Below are 18309 nucleotides of genomic sequence, written 5' to 3'. Positions count from 1 at the left end.
AATGCATGCGTTTTATGCTGGATGAGAATGTTCCGGTTTCCGTATCAGACGCACTTGGGGCACTGGGGCACAATATAGAGTTTGTTCGCGATCTTCTGCCTGCCGGCGCCGTTGACCCATTGGTTGCCGCGGCGGCAGAGGAAGATCAGCGCGTACTTGTTTCTTTCGATGGCGATTTCGAAAGCATTTCTCCTAGAATCCCAATCGGACAAAAGGCTCGATTTAGACGGCTAAGTCGCATCTGGCTTCGATGCTCCGAATATCAAGCTGCGCAACGTTTAGAGCGAGCCATAGACTTCGTTGTGTCTGAATTCGCCATTGCGCAAGCTGCCGCCGATACGCGGATGCATTTGCAAATCGGAACTTCATTTATCCGGTCAAACAGGTAAAGCCCGCCACCGTGAGCCGGCGGGCCAATTTTCAGGGACACGCCGCGGCGACCGCGTCGGCATCTGCGAAGCCTGCTTTTCAGGGGCTGGGCAAGTAAGCCCGTCATCGCTTGACGATTTCCAAGAACGGGCGCAGCCTAGGCGCACCGACCGAGAGTTTGCACCTCCCGGCCGGCACTTCAAACCGAAGCCGTGTGAGGGCCTCGACGAGCGACTCAGCATTTATCATTTCAGCCGCGTCATTCGCTAGGCTTTCTGGCCGGCCCCCATCGGGTGATCCATGTTGAATGTTAGTGCATGCTTGGTCTTGGCGCTACGGCCGGGGTGGCCGGCGAAGCTGGTCCGGGTTGCGCAGCCGGCCACAGGATTGCTTCTGGCGCCGGCGGTTTGTAGCCCAGAGATGAATGCGGGCGCACCGTGTTGTAGTGTTGTCGCCATCCTTCGATGACGATCTGGGCTTCCTTCAGCGTGTAGAAGATTTCGCCGTCGAGCAGCTCGTCACGGAGCTTTGAGTTGAAGCTCTCGCAATAGCCATTCTCCCAAGGACTGCCGGGCATGATGTAAGCCGTCTTGGCACCGACAGCCGCAATCCATTCGCGCAAAGCCTTGGCGATGAACTCCGGGCCGTTGTCGGACCGGATGTGGCTTGGGATGCCGCGCAGGATAAAAAGGTCGGCCAGAACATCGATCACGTCGACGGCCTTTAGCTTCCGGCTTACCCTGATAGAGATGCATTCCCTTGTGAACTCATCGATCACGTTGAGCATGCGGAATTTCCTTCCGTTGTGGGTGCGATCTTCAACAAAGTCGTAGGACCAGACATGGTTGGGATATTCCGGCCGCAGCCGGATGCACGAACCATCATTCAGCCAGAGACGGCCACGTTTGGGCTGCTTCTGCGGAACCTTCAGCCCCTCACGCCGCCAGATCCGTTCGACCCGTTTGACGTTCACCACCCAGTCCGCACGATGCAGCATCGCCGTGATGCGACGATAGCCGTAGCGGCCGTATTGGAGGGCAAGCGCGATGATGTCGGCGGTCAAGGCCACTTCATCATCAGGTGTCGTCGGAACCTTGCGCTGCGTGGAGCGATGCTGACCGAGAACCCGGCACGCCCGTCGTTCGGGAACGCCAAGTTCAGCAACAACACGATCCACGCAAGCACGGCGACGCGCGGGGCTTAGAAGTTTCCCCGCGCAGCTTCCGCCAGGATCATCTTGTCCAGCGTCAGGTCGGAGACGGCCCGCCGAAGCCGCGAGTTCTCCGTCTCAAGTTCCTTCAGACGCTTAACCTGGTAGCCCTTCAGACCGCCGTATTCGGACCGCCAACGGTAATATGTTACTTCCGTCACGCCTATCGATCGGATCGCTTCGGCGATCGATTTGCCCTGCGAACTCAGAACGTCAACCTGCCGAAGCTTCGTGACGATCTCTTCTGCAGCGTGTCTCTTTCTCGGCATTCTTAAGTCCTCCATCGGCTCGAAAGCCATACATCAGGGAGGACCACTTTTCAGGGGGCAGACCAGGTCGGGATCGAGGCGTTCGGAGCGCCGGCCGAACTGAGCCCGCTGGAGCTTTTTGATGATCGACTGAAGGCGTTCGATCTCCCCATCGCGACTCTCGACCACGCTCGCCATCTCGCGCACGAGCCGGTGCAGGAGGTCTACGTCGGAGGGCAAATCAAAGGTCGAGCCGCATGCTCGATTCTATCACAAGAGGCCCACGACCCCAAGGATTCTGGCCATTTCCGCAACGATCGGCGGAGTGTTTTCAGCCGGCCCGAGCTGGTCTCCAGACACGCTCGGGAGCGCGCCAGTCAATGCCTTCGATCAGCATAGCAAGCTGCGCTGGCGTCAGCGTGATCGAGCCATCATAGCCGGCCATCACCGGCCACACGAAGCTGCCCTGGTCGAGCCGTTTAGTGAACAGACACAGGCCGTTTCCGTCCCAGAACAGGATCTTCAGCATCGACGCCTTCTTGCCCCGGAAGGCGAACAGATGACCCGAGAACGGGTCCTGCTTCAGCGTTTGCTGCACCAGCATGGCGAGCCCGTCGAGACCTTTGCGCATGTCTGTGTAGCCCAGCGCCAGATGCACCTTCATCCCGGCGGGAACGATCATCATGGCTCCGTTCCTTCGCTTTCGAGATGCTCACGAACGGCGTCCGTATCGCTGCCGGCAGGTGCGAAGACACGCCGTCCGTCCGGCAGATCGATCGCCGTCATTCCATCCGGCGGCTGCACGAGGTCACGCAACAGAAGTGTCGCTGGCCAGCCGTCAGCCAGCGCGACGGGCGCCAGCTTTGCGCGCTTCTTCTGCGCCACGCCGAACTGCACGCGCCAGCGGAACAGCATGCCCGTGACGATCCCGTGCTTGCGCGCGACCTGCGAGACGCTGGCGCCGGGCTGGTCGCTCTCCAGAGCGATGGCGTGCTTTTCCCCGTCGCTGAAGAAGCGCCGGGCAGGTTCCCGGGGCGGCCCCGGATCATCCTTCGATGAGGCCGTCAAGCTCGATTCCGCCGGAGTTCCGTTAGCACTAGTGCTAACGGACGGACGGGCGGAGGGATGAAGATGCGCCCGCCAGTCGATTTCGACCTCGCCCTCGTCCAGTCGGTCACGCCAGAGGCGCAGCGAATACGGCGAGAGCTGCAATGCGGCGGCGTATTCGCGAACGCCCATGCCGCTCCAGTTCATCGCTTCAACATGCATCGCCCAGAACGCCTGGACAGCACGGTCACGCACATCCGTGCTCACCGCAAAGCGCAGCCGAGCCCGCTTTTTCTGCCGCTTCGCTCGCTCTTCCAGGCGCTTCTGACGGCGCAATTCCGCCTGATATTCCGCGTGCTTACGCGCCGCGTCGCTGCCCGCGAAGTACTTCAGCCAACGATCGAGCGTGTCCTTCGTCAGGCGATGCACACGGCAGTATTCCGTCCGCGTCAGTCCGCTGCGCTGCCACGCCTCAACGTGAACCACCCAATAGGATTGCCGCGCCTTGTTCTCGAAATGTCTCAAATTCACCGGAGATCCTCCATGCAACGAAGGAACCCGACATGCTGCGATTTTGCACTACTCGATCTGGGTGCAGAGACCGGACGCTTACACAACCGATTAGGACGGCAAGATAAAGCGAGCTTGCGCCCGCACCTCGCTTTGCTCGGTAAGTTGTTGTCTGCACATTGTTTCCGCCTGCGAAAACGGAGCCCTTCCGAGACTTTGAGACGTGTGGGCGGCGGCGGTAGTGCCGTTAACGCACTGATGGTGCTCGCAAATCCGTTGCGCCGCCGCGATGTGTGATCCGCCGTCTCCGCGCCACTGCCAGTCTTTGTACGCTGGAGCACGATCAGAGCTTGCGGCGTCTTGCGGAGCCTCAATCCGCCGCTGATCCTGCCGTCATGGTGGACCGTGACGACAGAGATTTCCGTGTCAGGCCTGGGCGTGTGCGAAGCGGCGGCACGCGGGTCAGCCCAAGTGCGATGCCGTTTCTCGCGCAGGTGAAGATCGCCGTCCGCAAGGCCGGCGGCAATCCGAACCGAGTCGGCGGGTCAGCGGGCAAGGGCAGCGGCCGGTTCAACGCAAGGGGACGCGGCGCCAGCATCGCCGCTGGCCTGGCGCGCGACGGCAGCGGCTGGGGCCGGGAAGGGGGCGGAGGCCGCTTCCGGGCGCGGCGGGTGATGGTCAAGGCACGCGTGGTCAAGTTCGCGTCCCAGCGTGGCGCGCGCGGTCCGAAGATGCGAGGCGTCTCAACCCGGGCGGTCGATGCCCATCTGCGCTACCTTGAGCGCGACGGGGTGGCGCGTGACGGCGAGAAGGGCCGGGTCTATTCTGCGCTCGAAGACGGTCGCGACAATGACGAGGGCAGAGCGTTCATCGACCGCTGCCGTGGCGACCGGCATCAGTTCCGCTTCATCGTCGCTCCAGAGGATGCCGTCGAGATGGAGGACCTGCGCTCCTTCACCCGCGATCTCATGCGACAGATGGAGAGCGATCTCGGAACCAGGCTCGACTGGATCGCCGTCGACCACCACAACACCGGCCACCCTCACACTCACATCCTGGTGCGCGGCGTGACTGATCAGGGCAAGGTGCTCAACATCGCCGGCGATTATATCGCCCACGGCATCCGCCATCGCGCTGGCGAGTTGGTGACGCTTGAGCTCGGACCGCAGACCGAGATCGACATCGCCCACAAGCTGAGAGCCGAGGTGGAGGCCGAGCGGCTGACCCGCCTCGACCGGATGCTGCTTGCCGAGCAGGAGGAGCGTGGCATCGTAGACCTGCGTCCCGGCGCAAGCGAGACCTACACGTTGCGCGCCAACCGCCATCTCCTGATCGATCGGGCCAGGTGTCTGGAACATTACGGTCTCGCCTCCGAGACGGAGTCCGGCCGTTGGATGATTGCCGGTGATGCCGAGCACGTTCTGCGCGACCTCGGCACGCGCAACGACATCATCAAGACCATGCATCAGGCACTCGCCGACCACGACATCGCCGAGGAGCGCGGCCCAAATCAGTATGTCACCCATGGCACAGAGATCACCGAGCCGGTGATAGGACGGGTCCTGGCCAAGGGACTTGCCGGCGACGGGATCGATGGCGGGCTCTATGTCGTCATCGATGGCGTCGACGGACGCACGCATTATCTCGAGACCGGCGACGACACGAAGTTCGACGAGGTTAGGCGCGGCCACATCGTCGCCCTCGAGCCGGTCCCCACAAAGGCTGAACCGCGCGCAGCCGATCTCAATATCCGCGACCTGGCAGCCGAGCACGGCGGCATCTACCGGCCGAGCGAGCATCTGGAAGCGGCACGGCTGCGGATCGAGCGCGTGAAGGGCGATCCCGATGCTTTCATCCGCGCGCATGTGCGCCGGCTCGAAGCGCTGCGGCGGGCGGGTATCGTCGAGCGGATCGATGCCGACCGCTGGAAGATCCCCGACGACATCGCCGAGCAAGGTGCTGCCTACGACGCCCGCAACCGGGGCAGGGATTTTACTGTTCGCACCCTCTCCTTCCTCGACCTCGACAATCAGGTGACAAGCGACGGCGCGACCTGGCTCGACCGGGAACTGGCCTCGGCAAACCGAACACCGCTCGCACAGGCCGGGTTCGGCCGGGAAGTCACCGACGCAACGGAGCGGCGTCGTCAAAGTCTCGTCGATATGGGCCTTGCCAGGCGCCTGGACGACGGTCGAATTCGGGCGCCGAAGGATCTGCTCAGTCGGCTCGAGCAGACCGAGGTCGCCCGCGTCGGCCGTGTGATGGCGGCCGAGCGCGGGCTGAGCTTTATGAAGGCTCAGGCTGGCGAATATGTCAGCGGCCGGCTGGCCGGAACGGCCAATCTCGCCTCCGGCCGCTTCGCCATGATTGATGACGGCGTCGGCTTCCAGCTCGTGCCCTGGCAGCCGACGCTCGACAAGCGCATCGGCCAGCACATCGCCGGCATCGCCCGCGACAATGGCGGCATCGAGTGGACCTTCGGCAGAAAGCGTGGGCTGGGGTTGTGATGACTTTGAGATGACTAGTTTCTCAGCCACCTCGTCCATGTAGGTTCACTTCTGAACGCGCAAGGTGCGCCAGGAACGGTCGGTCGATTGAGGTTTCTGGAATGGGGGCTTATCCCCGACTACGAAGGCCAGCAGCGAGCGATTGGAAGCCGACTTTCGAGCGAAGAGCAGACTAAACCCACTGCAGCAGCCGAGCGCCTGAGGGAACCATCTGGCGGCGGGAGGCTTACTGTGATCGAGGGAGCCAAGGACTAGTTCGATGGCCGAGGAAACAAGGCGGCCTCAGTTGGCTGCTGAAAGCATTCGCGCGCTAGCGATTGAAACCGGCATCACCGAGGAACAGATTAGCGATATTGTCTCTATGGTTGGCCCTAATCGGGCGTCGATCCTCAGAGAAGCGCGGCTACTCAGCCAGGCCAGACAGTTTCCGAATTGGCCGCCACGGTGACCGTGCGCCAATGAGGCGCCTAGCGGCGACGCTGCTGATAGCGCTGATTGCGATCTGAGACCCCGAGAAGTCCGGCCTTCATTCCTCAGCACTTGTCGCGCCGTTGTTGAACAGCGACATGACCAGCATCGCGATCATCTCCCGCTCCGATTCATTGGCGATACCACAGGCCAGGCAATGGTCGTTCAAGGCCTTGGTCAGGATCGTTAATTGTTCCGAATCGGCAATGCCAGTGAAAAGCATGTGCTCTCTCCCTCCAGAGGGGCGAAAGCGTGATCGGCTCTTTCAAGCGCCAGCGCCCGCTAAAGTGGCCAGCGACAATTGGATTCTACGCTTGCGACAATCGGTTAGCGAGTCATTCCGCGTGACGTGATTGTCAAATCGATAATCACTCGCCGCGCGGAAGACAGCCCAGCGACGATGCCGCTATTTCGCTGTGACAGTGCCCTTCATCGAGCTGTGGATCGCACAATGGAACGGGTGTGCGCCGGCCGCTGATACCTTGACCTTGGCACTCTTGCCGGTGGCGAGACGGCCGGTGTCGAAGGAGCCGTCAAGCGCGGTGGCGGTGTGCGTCATCGGGTCAGCATTGGTGAAAGTGATGGTATCGCCAACGGCGACCGAGATTTTCGCCGGGTTGAATTTCATGCCCTTGATCTGGACCGCATGGTTGGCGGCATAGGCGGGCATGGCAAAGGCGAGCAGAGCAAGAACGAGCATAGTGCGCATGATGGATTTCCTCCTGAGCACGAACCCTCATCCTGCACTAACGCTGGCGCACAGGCTTTTATGCCACGAAGCCAACCTTTTTATGGGTGCCGTCTCGCTTTCCTCATTGATGCCTGCACCGGCAGGTAGTCGTTGGCCGCAGGCCTTGCGCTTTGGGGAGGATAGCTACTCTGCCGAACCATTGTCGGTGAAAGGCGAGGCGTGTCAACGGCGGAGTAAAATCAGGCCACGCGGCGGCGTAAAAGTCGGCCACTTCGGCGCGCGCATGAGACGTCCGGGAGGGCGTAGCCCGAGCGGGGGTCTTATGCGTGCGCGGCGATTTTTGGAGGGTAGTTCAGCCGGCCTTTCGGGCGCGACTTTGCGCGAGGCGATAGCTGTCGCCATTCATCTCGAGAATGTTGACGTGGTGGGTGATGCGGTCGAGCAGCGCGCCGGTCAAACGCTCGGACCCCAGGATTTCCGTCCATTCGTCAAACGGAAGATTGCTGGTGATCAGCGTGGCACCCCGTTCGTAGCGTTGCGAGATCAGCTCGAACAGCAATTCCGCGCCGGTTTTGGAGAGCGGCACGAAGCCCAGCTCATCGATGATGAGAAGCTGGTAGGCTGCCATCTGCTTCTGGAAACGGAGCAGACGCCGCTCGTCGCGCGCTTCCATCATCTCGCTGACAAGTGCTGCGGCCGTGGTGAAGCCGACGGACAGGCCCTTCTGGCATGCAGCCAAGCCGAGGCCGAGCGCCACATGGGTCTTTCCCGTGCCGCTGGGACCAAGCGCAATGACATTCTCGCGCCGCTCGATCCATTCGCAACGCGCCAGTTCCAGCACCTGCATCTTGTTGAGCTTCGGGATGGCGGTGAAGTCGAAGCTGTCCAGGCTTTTGACGACCGGGAACTTTGCCGCCTTGATGCGGCGCTCGACCTTGCGGCGATCCCGTTCGATCATCTCCCTTTCGGAAAGCCGGGTGACGTATCCGACATGATCGACGCCCTCGGTGGCGCATAGCCGAGCCAGCTTCTGGTATTCGCGCTGGAAGGTCGGAAGCTTGAGGGTTTTGAGATAATGGGAGAGCAGGATCTCGGGCACGTCAGTGCTCATGCCGCTTCCTCCCCATGCGCGGAAAGCAGTCGCATATACGCCTTCGCCGATGTCGTCTCGACCGTCGCCCTCGGCAGGTATGGGTAGATGGACAGGTCCAGTCGCGGCGGCCGGCGCTCCACCCGACACAGGATCAGATGCTTGACGGCGTCGAAGCCGATTGCTCCGAGTTGAAGGGCCTGCTTCACTGCCGTATGCAGGTCCGCAAGCTCGAAGCTCTCCAGCAGGCGAAGAACCTGCACGTACTCACGCCGGCCATGTTTTGCCATGCGGCCTTCCATCAAGCGGCGCAGCGTGGCGAACTCTTCGGGCAGGTTCCAGCCCTGGAGAGGTGCAGCCTGATCCAGCGAATTGATCTTCTGTTCGATCAGCGGCAGGTAATGCAGTGGGTCGAAGACGACGTCTTCCCGCTCCCAGCTTCGGGGATGGCGAGCGATGATCTCGCCGCGGCAGCCGATCACCACCTCGTCGACATAGCCCCGGACCCAGACATCCTGATGGCCATAGGCGACCGGGACGGAATAGTCGTTGGTCTTGTAGCGGACAAGCGACTGGGCCGTTACCTTGGCGCTGGCCTGATCACAGGCATCGAAGGGCGAGGCCGGCAACGCGCGCATCGCGGCCAGATCGCGCTGTAGCCGTTCCCCGATTGTCTCGTTCTCGCCGCGCAGCCTGTCGCGCTGGCGCTTGCGGCATTGCTCTTCAAGCCAGGCGTTGAACATCTCCCATGTCGCAAACTGCGGGATCGGCACCATGAAGTTGCGACGGGCATAGCCGACGAGACCCTCGACGTTCCCCTTGTCGTTGCCTTTGCCAGGCCGGCCGTAACGATCCCGGATCAGGTAGTGGGACAGAAACCCGCTGAATAGAGTAGCGCGCTTGCGGGTGCCGTCGGGCAGGATCTTGGCCACGAGGCAGCGGTCGTTATCGTAGACGATCGATTGCGGTACTGCGCCGAAGAAGGCGAACGCATGGATATGGCCGTCCACCCATGCCTCCGACACAGCCGCCGGATAGGCCCGCACATAGCAGCCGTCGCTATGCGGCAGGTCGAGCACGAAGAAGTGCGCCTTCCGCTCCACACCGCCAATGACGACCATCGCCTCGCCAAAATCGGCCTGCGCATGCCCTGGCGGATGCGACAGCGGCACGAACACTTCCTAGCGACGCTGCTCCCGCTCGCGCATGTAGTCCTTGATGATAGTATAGCCGCCGGTGAAGCGACACTCGCCACGAAGCCGGTCGAACACCCGCTTGGCCGTATGGCGCTGCTTGCGCGGCACCTTCATGTCCTCATCAAGCCAGTGATCGATCGTCGAAACAAACGCATCCAGCTTAGGCCGCCGGATCGGTGACTGACGCTGATAGCCCGGCGGCGTCGAATACGACATCATCTTGGCCACGCTATCGCGCGATATGTTGAAATGCTTTGCAGCCTGACGCCGGCTCATTCCTTCCGAGCAAGCCAGACGGACCTTCAGATATAATTCCACGGTGTAGATCCCCAACCCTCCTGCATTCGTCGCAGAAGGAAAATAGGTGGCCGGCTTTTACGCCGCCCGAAGCGGGACGATCCCGCCGCTACCGTGGACTAATTTTGCACCGCCGCTCTCAAGTTGACTGACTTCCCCGTCGACTACGCAAAGCCTGCGGCGTTGAGTGCGCGGCGGACGAGGCCGGAGGTTTTTGCTTCGTCCATGAAGGTGCTGACGAAGGAAAGAGCCGCCGGCTTTCTTAGTCCAACCGCGATGGCGATGCCGGTCGATTGAAACCCGCCATCGAGAATGCGCGCCGCCGGCATTTGCGATAGCAATGCCTGGAAGGCGTCTCGTGAGAGCGCCAGCGCATCCGCTTGCCCGGTGAGAAAAAGATCGACGGCCTCGGCAATCGACTCCTTGGGCATCGGCACGGTTTTTGTCAGGGTGCGCGTCGCGCTGCGGATGGTAGTCGTATTGGCGATGCCTACCACACGCACCGCCTCGCGATCCACCTCGGCAAGGGTGGTGATGCCGGAGGCGACCGTCACAAGATAGGTGCTTTCGAGGATGTAATAGGCTGGGCCAAAGGCCACTCTTTTGCGCCGCTCGTCATCGACGGGCATGAAGCTCACGTCGATCGCTCCCAATTCGAGCGCTTGCGTGCATGCGCCAGAATTCGGGAAGTTGACGATCTCGGGGGGAACGTCCAGCAGCGCTGCAAGCGCCACTGCCAGGTCGACAGTCACCCCGCGATAGAGCCCGGTTTCGCCATCGAACGTGACGAAAAGTGTCGAAGGGGCAGGGGCGGCGATGACGCCGACCCGAAGTGGTCCTGTCGGCGCCAATTCAAGGCGGGCGACATCGCCGCCAACCAAGCCAGCCAATCCCGTCCCGGTCACCGTATCAGCCGTCATGCAGCCTACTCCGTAATGTCCATTGCAGCGGCGCGCGGCTTAACTGGAAACCGGCGTTCCCACCCCAAGCAAGGCTTCGCCCTCGTTGACCGACAGGCTGGTCAATCGGTAGAGGATGAAGCCATCCTTTTCAGAGTGCACGCTGGCCAGAACCTCGCCGAAGACATTGCGGATCTCGCCGAGAGGTTCGCCCTTAGCGACGGACTCGGTAAGCTCTTTGCGCGCATACCACAATCCTGTGCGGGGAGCCGTCGGAACCCACATTGTCACGACATTGAGCGGTTCCTGCGATACCGTTTCGGGGGCATCGCAAACCATCCCGATGTGGCGCATCACCCGGCGAATACCGTCGGTCATTCGGGTTACGGTCGCTTCGCCCCACAGGCCGTTGCCGCCCACTTCCGGCAGGATGCTTGGCACGCCAACCTTGTAAGCGGCGTCGATCGTATTGCCGGCTCTGCCAGTCGCCACCGCCACCGGAATGCCGAAGACAGCCGCAAGCGACTTGGACTTTTCGCAACCGGCTGGAAAAATGGTGAACGGCGCGAGCGCTTCATCAAGGTCACCGCCATGAAGATCGATATAGGTATCCGCCAACGGATAGACGTTCGTCACCAGCCAGTTTGCCAGCCGCTCGCTCACCGTTCCATCGGGCTTGCCCGGAAACATGCGGTTCAGGTTCCTTCCGTCCTGCGGCATGACATAGATGCTGCGTTTGTGGAAACCTTGCACATTGAGGATCGGCAGGATCAGTAGCGTTCCTTTGATCTCTTGGGGGCTTGTTCGCATCAACCGCACTGCGGCCTCGATCGAACAGAACTCGGAACCATGAACGCCGGCGGTGATAAGCAGGCAGGGGCCTGGCTGCGAACCCTCGATGATAGCGAAGGGAATATCGAGTTCCGCAATTGGGCTGACACGACCGAACTCGACGCGAGGTTGTCCTGTATGCAAAGCCGGCAATGTGTTCATCATCCATGGTCCTTTTCAAAAGCTCGTCCAAGCTGGGTGGGGCTGAAGTTTTCGCCTTGCGGCGCAGTGGGTGACGACAAGCTCTAGGCGGCGAGCCGCTGCAGCAGCAGTGCCCAGGCAGTGAGGCCGGTTCGGAAATTTCCCAGCCGGAAGAACTCGTTCGGCGCATGATAATCCTCGTCGGAGGTGGAGAACGAGAAGAAGATCGTTTCCCTTTCGAGTTGCTTGCGGAAGGCGGTTCCAATTGGGATCGTCGCGCCCATCGCGACCCGCAGCGGATGGCGGCCGAGCAATTCAGCCAGCACGCCCTCGGCCACCTTCAGCGCCGGCAGATCGGGATTGACGAAGAAGGCTTCGCTGCCGGGGCCGTGCCGATGGACATCCAGAGCGAAACCGGCTGGCAGGCGGGCTTCGAGATGCCGCCTCACCACCGCAACGATATGGTCGGGCTTCTGCCCGGCAACAAGGCGGCAGGTGATCTTGGCGCTTGCCGAGGATGGTATAACGGTCTTGCTGCCGCTGCCTTGGTAACCACCGGAAATCCCGTTGAATTCCAGCGTCGGCTCCAGCCATTGGCGGATCAACAACGCCCGGCCATCCGTGATCGGGTCGGGCTTGGGTGAACCGATCTCTCGATAATAGGCTTCGGCGTCGAAATCGGCGGCTTCGATGGCGGATATGATCGTCGGGTCCGGCGGAGTGGTGCCGTCAAGGAACCCATCGACCGCCACGCGGCCATCCGCGCCATGCAACGAGGCAAGAAGTGACGCCAGCGCACCAATAGCATTGGGGGCGCTGCCGCCATGACGGCCAGAATGCAGATCCTTCGAGCCGCCACTAACAGCAACCTCCAAGGCGGCCAGGCCACGACTGGCGACCGTCATCGACGGTCGGTCCGGTCGCCACATGGCCCCATCGGCGGAAATGACCAAGTCACAGGCCAGCAGCGCCTGGTATTTTTGCAAGGTGGCTTCGAAATGCGGGCTGCCGGTTTCCTCCTCGCCTTCGATCAGAACCTTCAGGTTCACCGGCAGGCGCCCCGTGGTTTTCAAATAGGCCTCGGCCACGAGGATGGGGATCAGCAGCGGGCCCTTGTCGTCCGAGACACCGCGCGCATAGAGCCTGCCGTCACGCTCATCCGGGTCGAACGGGGGCGTCGTCCACTTCTTCAGCGGGTCTGGTGGCTGCACGTCATAATGACCATAGACGAGTACCGTCGGCAGCTTGGGGTTGCTGACTATCTCGCCGTACACTGCGGGGTGGCCGCCGGTGTCCAGCAAATCGACGGAAGCGAAACCGGCACGCTTCAGCCGCTGTGCGACGAAATTGGCGGCGGCGGCGATGCCCTCGGCATAGGCTGGATCGGTGCTGACACTCGGAATGCGGCAGAAGGCTTTGAGGTCTTCCAGCGCTTCAGCGAAATGGGCGTCCAGATAGGTCTGAACTTCGCTCATTTGCCGCCATCCACGCTGATGACCTGACCCGAGACCCAGCCCGCATGGTCGGAGGCGAAAAACATCACCATGGCGGCAATATCTTCCGGCAGGCCGAGCCGCTTTAGCGCGATGTTTTGAAGAAGCTTGGCCTGGCCTTCCGCGCCCATCGCTTCCCATTGTCTTTCGGTCGACGGATTGGACCGCACGAAACCGGGCGCGACATTGTTGACGGTGATGTTCCAGGGGCCGAGTTCATGCGCGAGCTGCCGCGTGAGGCCGATCTGGCCCGCTTTGGCGCTGGTATAGGCTTGGATACCGGTCAGTGAAATGCCAAGACCTGCCCCGCTGGAGATATTGATGATGCGGCCGAATTTGCGCCGCTTCATCGAAGGAGCGACGGCCTGCGTCATGAAGAAGGCGCCGGAGAGATTGACGTCGAAGATCGTCTGCCAATCCATCTCGGAAATCTCTTCGATCGGTCGCCCGACTTGACCGCGAACACCGCCGGCATTGTTGACGAGAATATCGATCGCACCTGCGTTCGCCTCAATGACCGCGACGGTCCTTTGCACGGCTGTGCGGTCACCGACATCCAGCAAATGCGCCTGGGCCTTGGCGTCGCAGAACGCAACGGTCTCTTTCAGGCCAGCCTCGTTGACGTCGCAGATGTGAACGGCAGCACCTCGGCTTGCGAACCCGTGTGCGATCGTGCGGCCAAAACCATGCGCCGCTCCGGTGACGATGACGGTCTTGCCATCGAAGTCGATTTTCATGCTGCGATCCTCGCGAGCTCGTCGAGATTGGCGAGGCTGAGCGGACGTTTGCCATCCTCGATTTCGTGGATCATGGAAACTACCTTGGCGGTGAGCGGTGTCGGCACGCCAACCGAGCCGCCGATCTCGACCACCGGCAGGATTTGCGCGTCGACCTCAGTCTTGCGCTTGCGGATAGCGAGATCGCGCCAGATGCCCGAATGCGATTTGGTCGATTTGCGATTATGCGCAACCATCTCGTCGAAGGAACGAACGGCGTCGGCGGCGCTTGCCGTCGGCGCGAAGGCGGTCGGATCGAAGCCGTCAAAAGGTTGCGGCACCACCTTTCTGGCGCTGGCGACCTTGCCGACTTCCCGTGCAAGCTTGGCCAGAACCGGGCGATAGCCCGGATTGGCCAGCACATCGGCAATGCTGTCATTCGTCAGCGCAGTGCCGAAGAGCAAGGCGCCGTAGATGAGCTTGCCCCAGAGATAGCCCCAGATATTGTCCGTCAAAACCGCCTTGGGCTCGAAAGCGTGTAGCAGAGCGAAGATGTCGTTGATACGGTCGGTTCTCCTGCCGTCCAACTCGCCCACCACGACAGCGCCATGGCCGCTATAGTGCACGACGCCCGGCTCCAGATAGTCGGCGCCGAAATTCACGAAGCATCCGATAACCCGGCTTTCACCAGCGATAGATGCGATGACGCGTTCGTTGAGGCCGTTTTGCGCCGAGACGACATAGCCGTTGGGCGCAAGGTGCTTGACGAGTTCTCGGCTGGCGGCCTCGGTATGATGTGCCTTCACGCACAGGAACACGCGCTCGAACGTACCTTCGAGCTCCTGTGGAAGGAAGGCCTTGGCCTTAACGGTGTCCTGAAAGATCGGTCCGTCGATCCGCAGGCCGTTAGCGTTGATGGCCGCGACGTGGTTGGCAGCATTGTCGACGAAAATCACCTCATGGCCGGCCCGGATGAAGGCCGCGCCGAGGGTGCCGCCGATCGCGCCAGCGCCCCAGATGACGATTGGACCGCTCATGCCCAATCTCCTTCGAGGAGCGCGCGGGTTTCCTTGACCGCGACTTCCCAGATGGCGTGCATCTCTTCGTCTGGCCGTTCGTAAAGTCCGCCAAAATTGCCGTCGCCTAGATAGGCGCGCACCGCGTCCGGGTCCATTACCCGCATGCGCGCAAGGTCGATCATCGGCTTGCGTTGAGTGGGCAGCGCGATGCCGGGAAGACGCGTCCAGGGGAAATTCTCCATCCAGGACGCATGCGAGGCGACGGTGTCGATTTCCTGCACCTTGATGTGGGTCTGCGGCGCGTTCCACCAATTGTGGAACTTGACCGCGGTGCCGGGATTGTCGGCCATCCATTCGACGGCCAGACTGGCCGCCGGCTGGTTGCCGCCATGGCCGTTGACGATCAGGATGCGGCGAAAACCCTGTTTCTTCAGGCCATCGAGAATGTCGCGCACGAGCCGCACATAGGTTTCCAGGCGCAGGCTGATCGTGCCGGGATAAGCGAGGAAATAGGGAGTGATGCCGTAGGCAACTACCGGGAAGACCGGAATGCCAAGCGGTTCGGCGGCATCCGCGGCTATCTTTTCCGCCAGGATCGAGTCCACAGACAGCGATAGTTGCGCGTGCTGCTCGGTGCTGCCGAGCGGCAGGATCGCCCGATCATCCGCCCTCAGATACGCCTCGATCTGCAGCCAGTTCGTTTCAGAAACCCTCACGATATTCCCTTTCCCGATTGTCGGTCTATGTGTTGGTAGAAGTCCGCCGCTTGCGTGGCAGGCTGCCTGTGGGCTGCGGCTTGCCGCCCGCCGCGCGGATGATCGGAACGATGACCCGTTCGATGTCGGCCGTGTCCGGTGCGTGGCGGTATTCAAGCGATTGGACACCCGGCTGCAGGTGGGCGACGACTCCCTCCGCGCCGGAGGAGTAGACCACAACACTGGCGCCGGCGATGATCGTGCCGAGGTCGGGCGTTTCCAGCTGCGTGGCGACGATCTCGTTCACATGCGGGGCGAAGCGCTGCACGCCGTTTTTCATGATCGACAAAAAGTCGGGGAAGCGCGACACCACGGCAATGGAGGCGAGCGAGTCCAGCGAGGCAAGCGCCATGCGGGTTTCTTCCGACGGCGTGAAGCTGATCACAACCACCTTGGTGTCGGTAACGAGCGTAGCGACCTCGCGATGGCGGTTGGCGAAGGTCACCGCAAGGTCAGCCGAATTCGTCCGCGCCTTGGCGGCGGGGTCGCGCTCCAACGCGGCGATGGTGACGGGCTCGACGGTCACGCCGCGGCCAAGCCGGCTGGAAATGAACCCGGCGTAGCTTGCTGTTGCGTCATCAAAGAGCCCGACCATCGCGATACGAAAACGGGGCCTGATCCGGTCTCGATGAAACACCCTGGAGCTGACCAGGGACACCAGTTCGGCCGGGCCGATCCCGCGCGCGCGGCTTTCCTCGATGAGCTGATCGACGAGGCTGTGTAGGCTGCTCGTGTCGGGCCGGCCGGCGAGGCGGGCCTGCTGGCTGTCGATCACGAAGGAGCCGGAGCCCGGCCGCGTATCGATCAAGCCGGCAGCTTTCAGGTCCGCATAGACCTGGCTTACCGTCACAGGCGCCACCCCGACCCTCTCCGCGAGTTCGCGCACCGAAGGCAGCACCTCGCCAATGGGCAATTCTCCGCAAGCGATGCCGTATTCGATGAGGCCATGAAGCTGCGTGCGCAAGGGCACTGGCAGCTCGCGATCGATGAAGAACTCCATAGACGCGGTCGATCCAACTGTTATGGTTTACTATAACGGTTATCCTGCCCTTCTCCTCACCGTTTGTCAATCGGCTACGTTCGACCTAAGGAAAATGCTGGCTTCTATGCCTCGACAAAGCTGTTGACACTTTTGAAAGCTTGTGAAATCGTTATGGTCAACAATAACAGTTACCATCAAAAAAGGGGAATACGATGAAGACAATAGCCAAGACCGCGCTGGCTGCAGCGCTTCTTCTAGGCGCCAGCGTATCGGCATTTGCCCTCGAGCGGGGAGGCACGATGACCTACGGTCGCTATGCCGACAGCCTGTTGCTGGACCCAGTGCTGAACGATGGCAATGTCGACATCTGGGTTCTCTCCAACCTCTACGACACGCTGCTTCTGCCGACCGACGACGGCAAGGGCGTGCAGCCCGGCCTCTCCTCCGAGTGGAAGGTTGCCGACGACGGCCTAAGCGTGAGCCTGAAGCTGCGCGACGGCATCAAGTTCTCCGACGGCTCACCTATTACCGTCGATGACGTGATCTGGTCGCTCAAGCGCGCCGCCAAGCCAGGCAATGGCATCTGGGGCTTCATCGTCGACTCGATCGAAGACGTCACCGCGCCGGACCGCAAGACGATTGTAATCAAGCTGAAGCACGCTGACCCGGCCATCCTGTCGGCACTGAGCGTGTTCAACACCGGCATTCTGCCGCAAAAGGCATTCGAGGCTGCGCCAGGCGCAACCGAAGCGGAGAAGGCGAAGGCCTTCGCCGAGCACCCGGTTGGTTCCGGTCCGTTCGTTCTGGAATCCTGGCAGCGCGGCTCGACCATGAAGCTGGTGCGCAACCCCCACTACTGGCGCCAGGGCGAAGACGGCAAGCCGCTTCCGTATCTCGACGGCGTTACCTTCGAGGTGATCCCCGACGATGCCACGCGCATCCTCAAGCTCAGTTCGGGCGAACTTAATGGAGCCGAGCTCATCCCCTATTCACGCGTCAATGAGCTGAAGTCCGACGACGCCGTCGACATGCAGCTCTTCCCTTCGACGCGCGTCATGGGTGTTACACTGAATGTGCGGCCGCAGCTCGCCGGCAAGGACAATCCGATGTCCAATTCGAAGGTGCGCGAGGCGATGAAATACGCCGTCAACAAGGATGCGGTCGTCCAGATCGTTACCCACGGTGTCGGCACGCCGTTGACGTCGTATATGTCGTCGGCAACCCCGCTGCATGCCGGCGACAAGCCGCTCTTCCCCTATGATCTAGAAAAGGCAAAGGGCCTGATGAAGGAGGCGGGGTTCGAAAACGGCTTCTCGACCAGCATCCTTGTGCTGGCTGGAAACCAGGACGAAATTGGAATTGCCACAACCCTGCAGCAGATGTGGGGACAGATCGGCATCAAACTTGAGCTTCAGCAACTGGATAATGCAAGCCGGACCCAGCAGTATCGCGACGGCGTCTTCCCCATGCGCCCGAGCGCCTGGACGGACGACATTGGTGATCCCAGCGAGATCACGTCCTATTTCGTCTACTCTCCGACGATCGATGCGCTGCACTCGGGCTGGAAAAACGAGGAAGCGGACAAGCTGTTCGAGGCTTCGCAGAAGGAGATCAATGCGGACAAGCGCGCGAAAGAATACGCCCGCATTCAGGAAATCTTCAATGCCGACGGTCCCGTCGTGCCGCTCTATGAAACGCCCTATCCAGTGGCGCTGAGCAAGAAGGTTCACGGCTTCCTGCAAATCCCGCTGGGCAACAACATCTTCTCCAAGGCCTGGCTCGATAAGTAATTTCGGGATCGGCGCGGATCGGGTTCTTGCCGGTCCGCGCCGGCGTTTTC

At 61.4% G+C, this 18309-nt stretch carries 18 protein-coding genes and 1 pseudogene; 4 read left to right on the top strand and 15 right to left on the bottom strand.

Annotated elements, in window-relative coordinates; genetic code table 11:
• The first annotated feature begins 5 nt into the window (after nt 1-5).
• Entirely contained in the window at nt 6-389 is a 384-nt protein-coding gene (locus tag BPNPMPFG_RS16790) for a DUF5615 family PIN-like protein (protein ID WP_258596622.1), read from the top strand.
• Nucleotides 390-679: 290 nt separating this feature from the next.
• Here the strand turns inward: BPNPMPFG_RS16790 and BPNPMPFG_RS16785 are convergent.
• The 4 genes from BPNPMPFG_RS16785 to tnpA all read right to left on the bottom strand — a co-directional run bounded on the left by BPNPMPFG_RS16785 (nt 680) and on the right by tnpA (nt 3405).
• A protein-coding gene (locus tag BPNPMPFG_RS16785) for an IS3 family transposase (protein ID WP_258596620.1) occupies nt 680-1848 on the bottom strand; the annotation gives its coding sequence in 2 pieces (ribosomal slippage) (nt 680-1584 and nt 1584-1848; 1170 coding nt in all).
• 33 nt (nt 1849-1881) lie between these two features.
• A complete protein-coding gene (locus BPNPMPFG_RS16780) occupies nt 1882-2025 on the bottom strand; it encodes a transposase (protein WP_258596788.1) in 144 nt (47 codons plus the stop codon).
• 133 nt (nt 2026-2158) lie between these two features.
• Entirely contained in the window at nt 2159-2512 is a 354-nt protein-coding gene (tnpB, locus tag BPNPMPFG_RS16775) for an IS66 family insertion sequence element accessory protein TnpB (RefSeq protein ID WP_258596618.1), read from the bottom strand.
• Nucleotides 2509-3405, bottom strand: coding sequence for an IS66 family insertion sequence element accessory protein TnpA (tnpA, locus tag BPNPMPFG_RS43185; protein WP_413776863.1), 897 nt, complete (start codon nt 3403-3405; stop codon nt 2509-2511). Before tnpA ends, tnpB begins: the two co-directional genes overlap by 4 nt.
• A gap of 455 nt (nt 3406-3860) precedes the next feature.
• Between tnpA and BPNPMPFG_RS16765 the strand changes: the two genes are divergently transcribed.
• Nucleotides 3861-5891 (top strand): DUF3363 domain-containing protein, encoded by a 2031-nt coding sequence (locus BPNPMPFG_RS16765; RefSeq protein ID WP_258596617.1) that lies wholly within the window; start codon nt 3861-3863, stop codon nt 5889-5891.
• Nucleotides 5892-6150: 259 nt separating this feature from the next.
• Nucleotides 6151-6339, top strand: coding sequence for a hypothetical protein (locus tag BPNPMPFG_RS16760; protein WP_258596616.1), 189 nt, complete (start codon nt 6151-6153; stop codon nt 6337-6339).
• Between the two features lie 78 nt (nt 6340-6417).
• Here BPNPMPFG_RS16760 and BPNPMPFG_RS16755 read toward each other — a convergent pair whose 3' ends face one another.
• From BPNPMPFG_RS16755 to BPNPMPFG_RS16705, 11 genes and pseudogenes are all read right to left on the bottom strand, one after another.
• The gene (locus BPNPMPFG_RS16755; RefSeq protein ID WP_258596615.1) at nt 6418-6582 is read right to left on the bottom strand and encodes a hypothetical protein; all 165 of its coding nucleotides are present in this window, start codon (nt 6580-6582) and stop codon (nt 6418-6420) included.
• Between the two features lie 183 nt (nt 6583-6765).
• A complete protein-coding gene (locus BPNPMPFG_RS16750) occupies nt 6766-7068 on the bottom strand; it encodes a cupredoxin domain-containing protein (RefSeq protein WP_258596614.1) in 303 nt (100 codons plus the stop codon).
• Nucleotides 7069-7402: 334 nt separating this feature from the next.
• Nucleotides 7403-8161 (bottom strand): IS21-like element helper ATPase IstB, encoded by a 759-nt coding sequence (gene istB / locus BPNPMPFG_RS16745; protein ID WP_258596613.1) that lies wholly within the window; start codon nt 8159-8161, stop codon nt 7403-7405.
• Nucleotides 8158-9654 (bottom strand): annotated as a pseudogene (gene istA / locus BPNPMPFG_RS16740) (IS21 family transposase). Before istA ends, istB begins: the two are co-directional and overlap by 4 nt.
• 143 nt (nt 9655-9797) lie before the next feature.
• Nucleotides 9798-10553, bottom strand: coding sequence for a transporter substrate-binding domain-containing protein (locus BPNPMPFG_RS16735; protein WP_258596612.1), 756 nt, complete (start codon nt 10551-10553; stop codon nt 9798-9800).
• A 39-nt stretch (nt 10554-10592) separates the two neighbouring features.
• Nucleotides 10593-11528: a succinylglutamate desuccinylase/aspartoacylase family protein gene (locus tag BPNPMPFG_RS16730; protein ID WP_258596611.1), complete on the bottom strand. Its 936-nt coding sequence runs from the start codon at nt 11526-11528 to the stop codon at nt 10593-10595.
• A gap of 80 nt (nt 11529-11608) precedes the next feature.
• Nucleotides 11609-12979, bottom strand: coding sequence for a dipeptidase (locus BPNPMPFG_RS16725; protein ID WP_258596610.1), 1371 nt, complete (start codon nt 12977-12979; stop codon nt 11609-11611).
• Nucleotides 12976-13734: an SDR family NAD(P)-dependent oxidoreductase gene (locus BPNPMPFG_RS16720; protein ID WP_258596609.1), complete on the bottom strand. Its 759-nt coding sequence runs from the start codon at nt 13732-13734 to the stop codon at nt 12976-12978. The genes BPNPMPFG_RS16725 and BPNPMPFG_RS16720 overlap by 4 nt, the downstream gene beginning before the upstream one ends.
• Nucleotides 13731-14750 (bottom strand): ketopantoate reductase family protein, encoded by a 1020-nt coding sequence (locus tag BPNPMPFG_RS16715; protein WP_258596608.1) that lies wholly within the window; start codon nt 14748-14750, stop codon nt 13731-13733. Before BPNPMPFG_RS16715 ends, BPNPMPFG_RS16720 begins: the two co-directional genes overlap by 4 nt.
• Entirely contained in the window at nt 14747-15448 is a 702-nt protein-coding gene (locus tag BPNPMPFG_RS16710; RefSeq protein WP_258596607.1) for a creatininase family protein, read from the bottom strand. Before BPNPMPFG_RS16710 ends, BPNPMPFG_RS16715 begins: the two co-directional genes overlap by 4 nt.
• A gap of 25 nt (nt 15449-15473) precedes the next feature.
• A complete protein-coding gene (locus BPNPMPFG_RS16705; protein WP_258596606.1) occupies nt 15474-16487 on the bottom strand; it encodes a GntR family transcriptional regulator in 1014 nt (337 codons plus the stop codon).
• Between the two features lie 194 nt (nt 16488-16681).
• Between BPNPMPFG_RS16705 and BPNPMPFG_RS16700 the strand changes: the two genes are divergently transcribed.
• Nucleotides 16682-18259, top strand: coding sequence for an ABC transporter substrate-binding protein (locus BPNPMPFG_RS16700; protein WP_258596605.1), 1578 nt, complete (start codon nt 16682-16684; stop codon nt 18257-18259).
• Nucleotides 18260-18309: the final 50 nt, after the last annotated feature.

This window comes from Mesorhizobium sp. AR07 (assembly GCF_024746815.1).
Classification (GTDB): domain Bacteria; phylum Pseudomonadota; class Alphaproteobacteria; order Rhizobiales; family Rhizobiaceae; genus Mesorhizobium.
Note: the sequence above shows the minus strand (reverse complement) of the source record. Positions and strands in the feature narration are given on the sequence as shown.

Excerpts from the sequence above, each read along its gene's own strand:
- BPNPMPFG_RS16705 (WP_258596606.1), bottom strand. The coding sequence starts at position 16,487 with ATGGAGTTCTTCATCGATCGCGAGCTGCCAGTGCCCTTGCGCACGCAG.
- BPNPMPFG_RS16725 (WP_258596610.1), bottom strand. The coding sequence starts at position 12,979 with ATGAGCGAAGTTCAGACCTATCTGGACGCCCATTTCGCTGAAGCGCTG.
- BPNPMPFG_RS16720 (WP_258596609.1), bottom strand. The coding sequence starts at position 13,734 with ATGAAAATCGACTTCGATGGCAAGACCGTCATCGTCACCGGAGCGGCG.
- BPNPMPFG_RS16765 (WP_258596617.1), top strand. The coding sequence starts at position 3,861 with ATGCCGTTTCTCGCGCAGGTGAAGATCGCCGTCCGCAAGGCCGGCGGC.
- BPNPMPFG_RS16780 (WP_258596788.1), bottom strand. The coding sequence starts at position 2,025 with ATGGCGAGCGTGGTCGAGAGTCGCGATGGGGAGATCGAACGCCTTCAG.
- BPNPMPFG_RS16755 (WP_258596615.1), bottom strand. The coding sequence starts at position 6,582 with ATGCTTTTCACTGGCATTGCCGATTCGGAACAATTAACGATCCTGACC.
- BPNPMPFG_RS16750 (WP_258596614.1), bottom strand. The coding sequence starts at position 7,068 with ATGCGCACTATGCTCGTTCTTGCTCTGCTCGCCTTTGCCATGCCCGCC.
- istB (WP_258596613.1), bottom strand. The coding sequence starts at position 8,161 with ATGAGCACTGACGTGCCCGAGATCCTGCTCTCCCATTATCTCAAAACC.
- BPNPMPFG_RS16735 (WP_258596612.1), bottom strand. The coding sequence starts at position 10,553 with ATGACGGCTGATACGGTGACCGGGACGGGATTGGCTGGCTTGGTTGGC.
- BPNPMPFG_RS16700 (WP_258596605.1), top strand. The coding sequence starts at position 16,682 with ATGAAGACAATAGCCAAGACCGCGCTGGCTGCAGCGCTTCTTCTAGGC.
- BPNPMPFG_RS16790 (WP_258596622.1), top strand. The coding sequence starts at position 6 with ATGCGTTTTATGCTGGATGAGAATGTTCCGGTTTCCGTATCAGACGCA.
- tnpB (WP_258596618.1), bottom strand. The coding sequence starts at position 2,512 with ATGATGATCGTTCCCGCCGGGATGAAGGTGCATCTGGCGCTGGGCTAC.
- BPNPMPFG_RS16715 (WP_258596608.1), bottom strand. The coding sequence starts at position 14,750 with ATGAGCGGTCCAATCGTCATCTGGGGCGCTGGCGCGATCGGCGGCACC.
- BPNPMPFG_RS16730 (WP_258596611.1), bottom strand. The coding sequence starts at position 11,528 with ATGATGAACACATTGCCGGCTTTGCATACAGGACAACCTCGCGTCGAG.
- BPNPMPFG_RS16760 (WP_258596616.1), top strand. The coding sequence starts at position 6,151 with ATGGCCGAGGAAACAAGGCGGCCTCAGTTGGCTGCTGAAAGCATTCGC.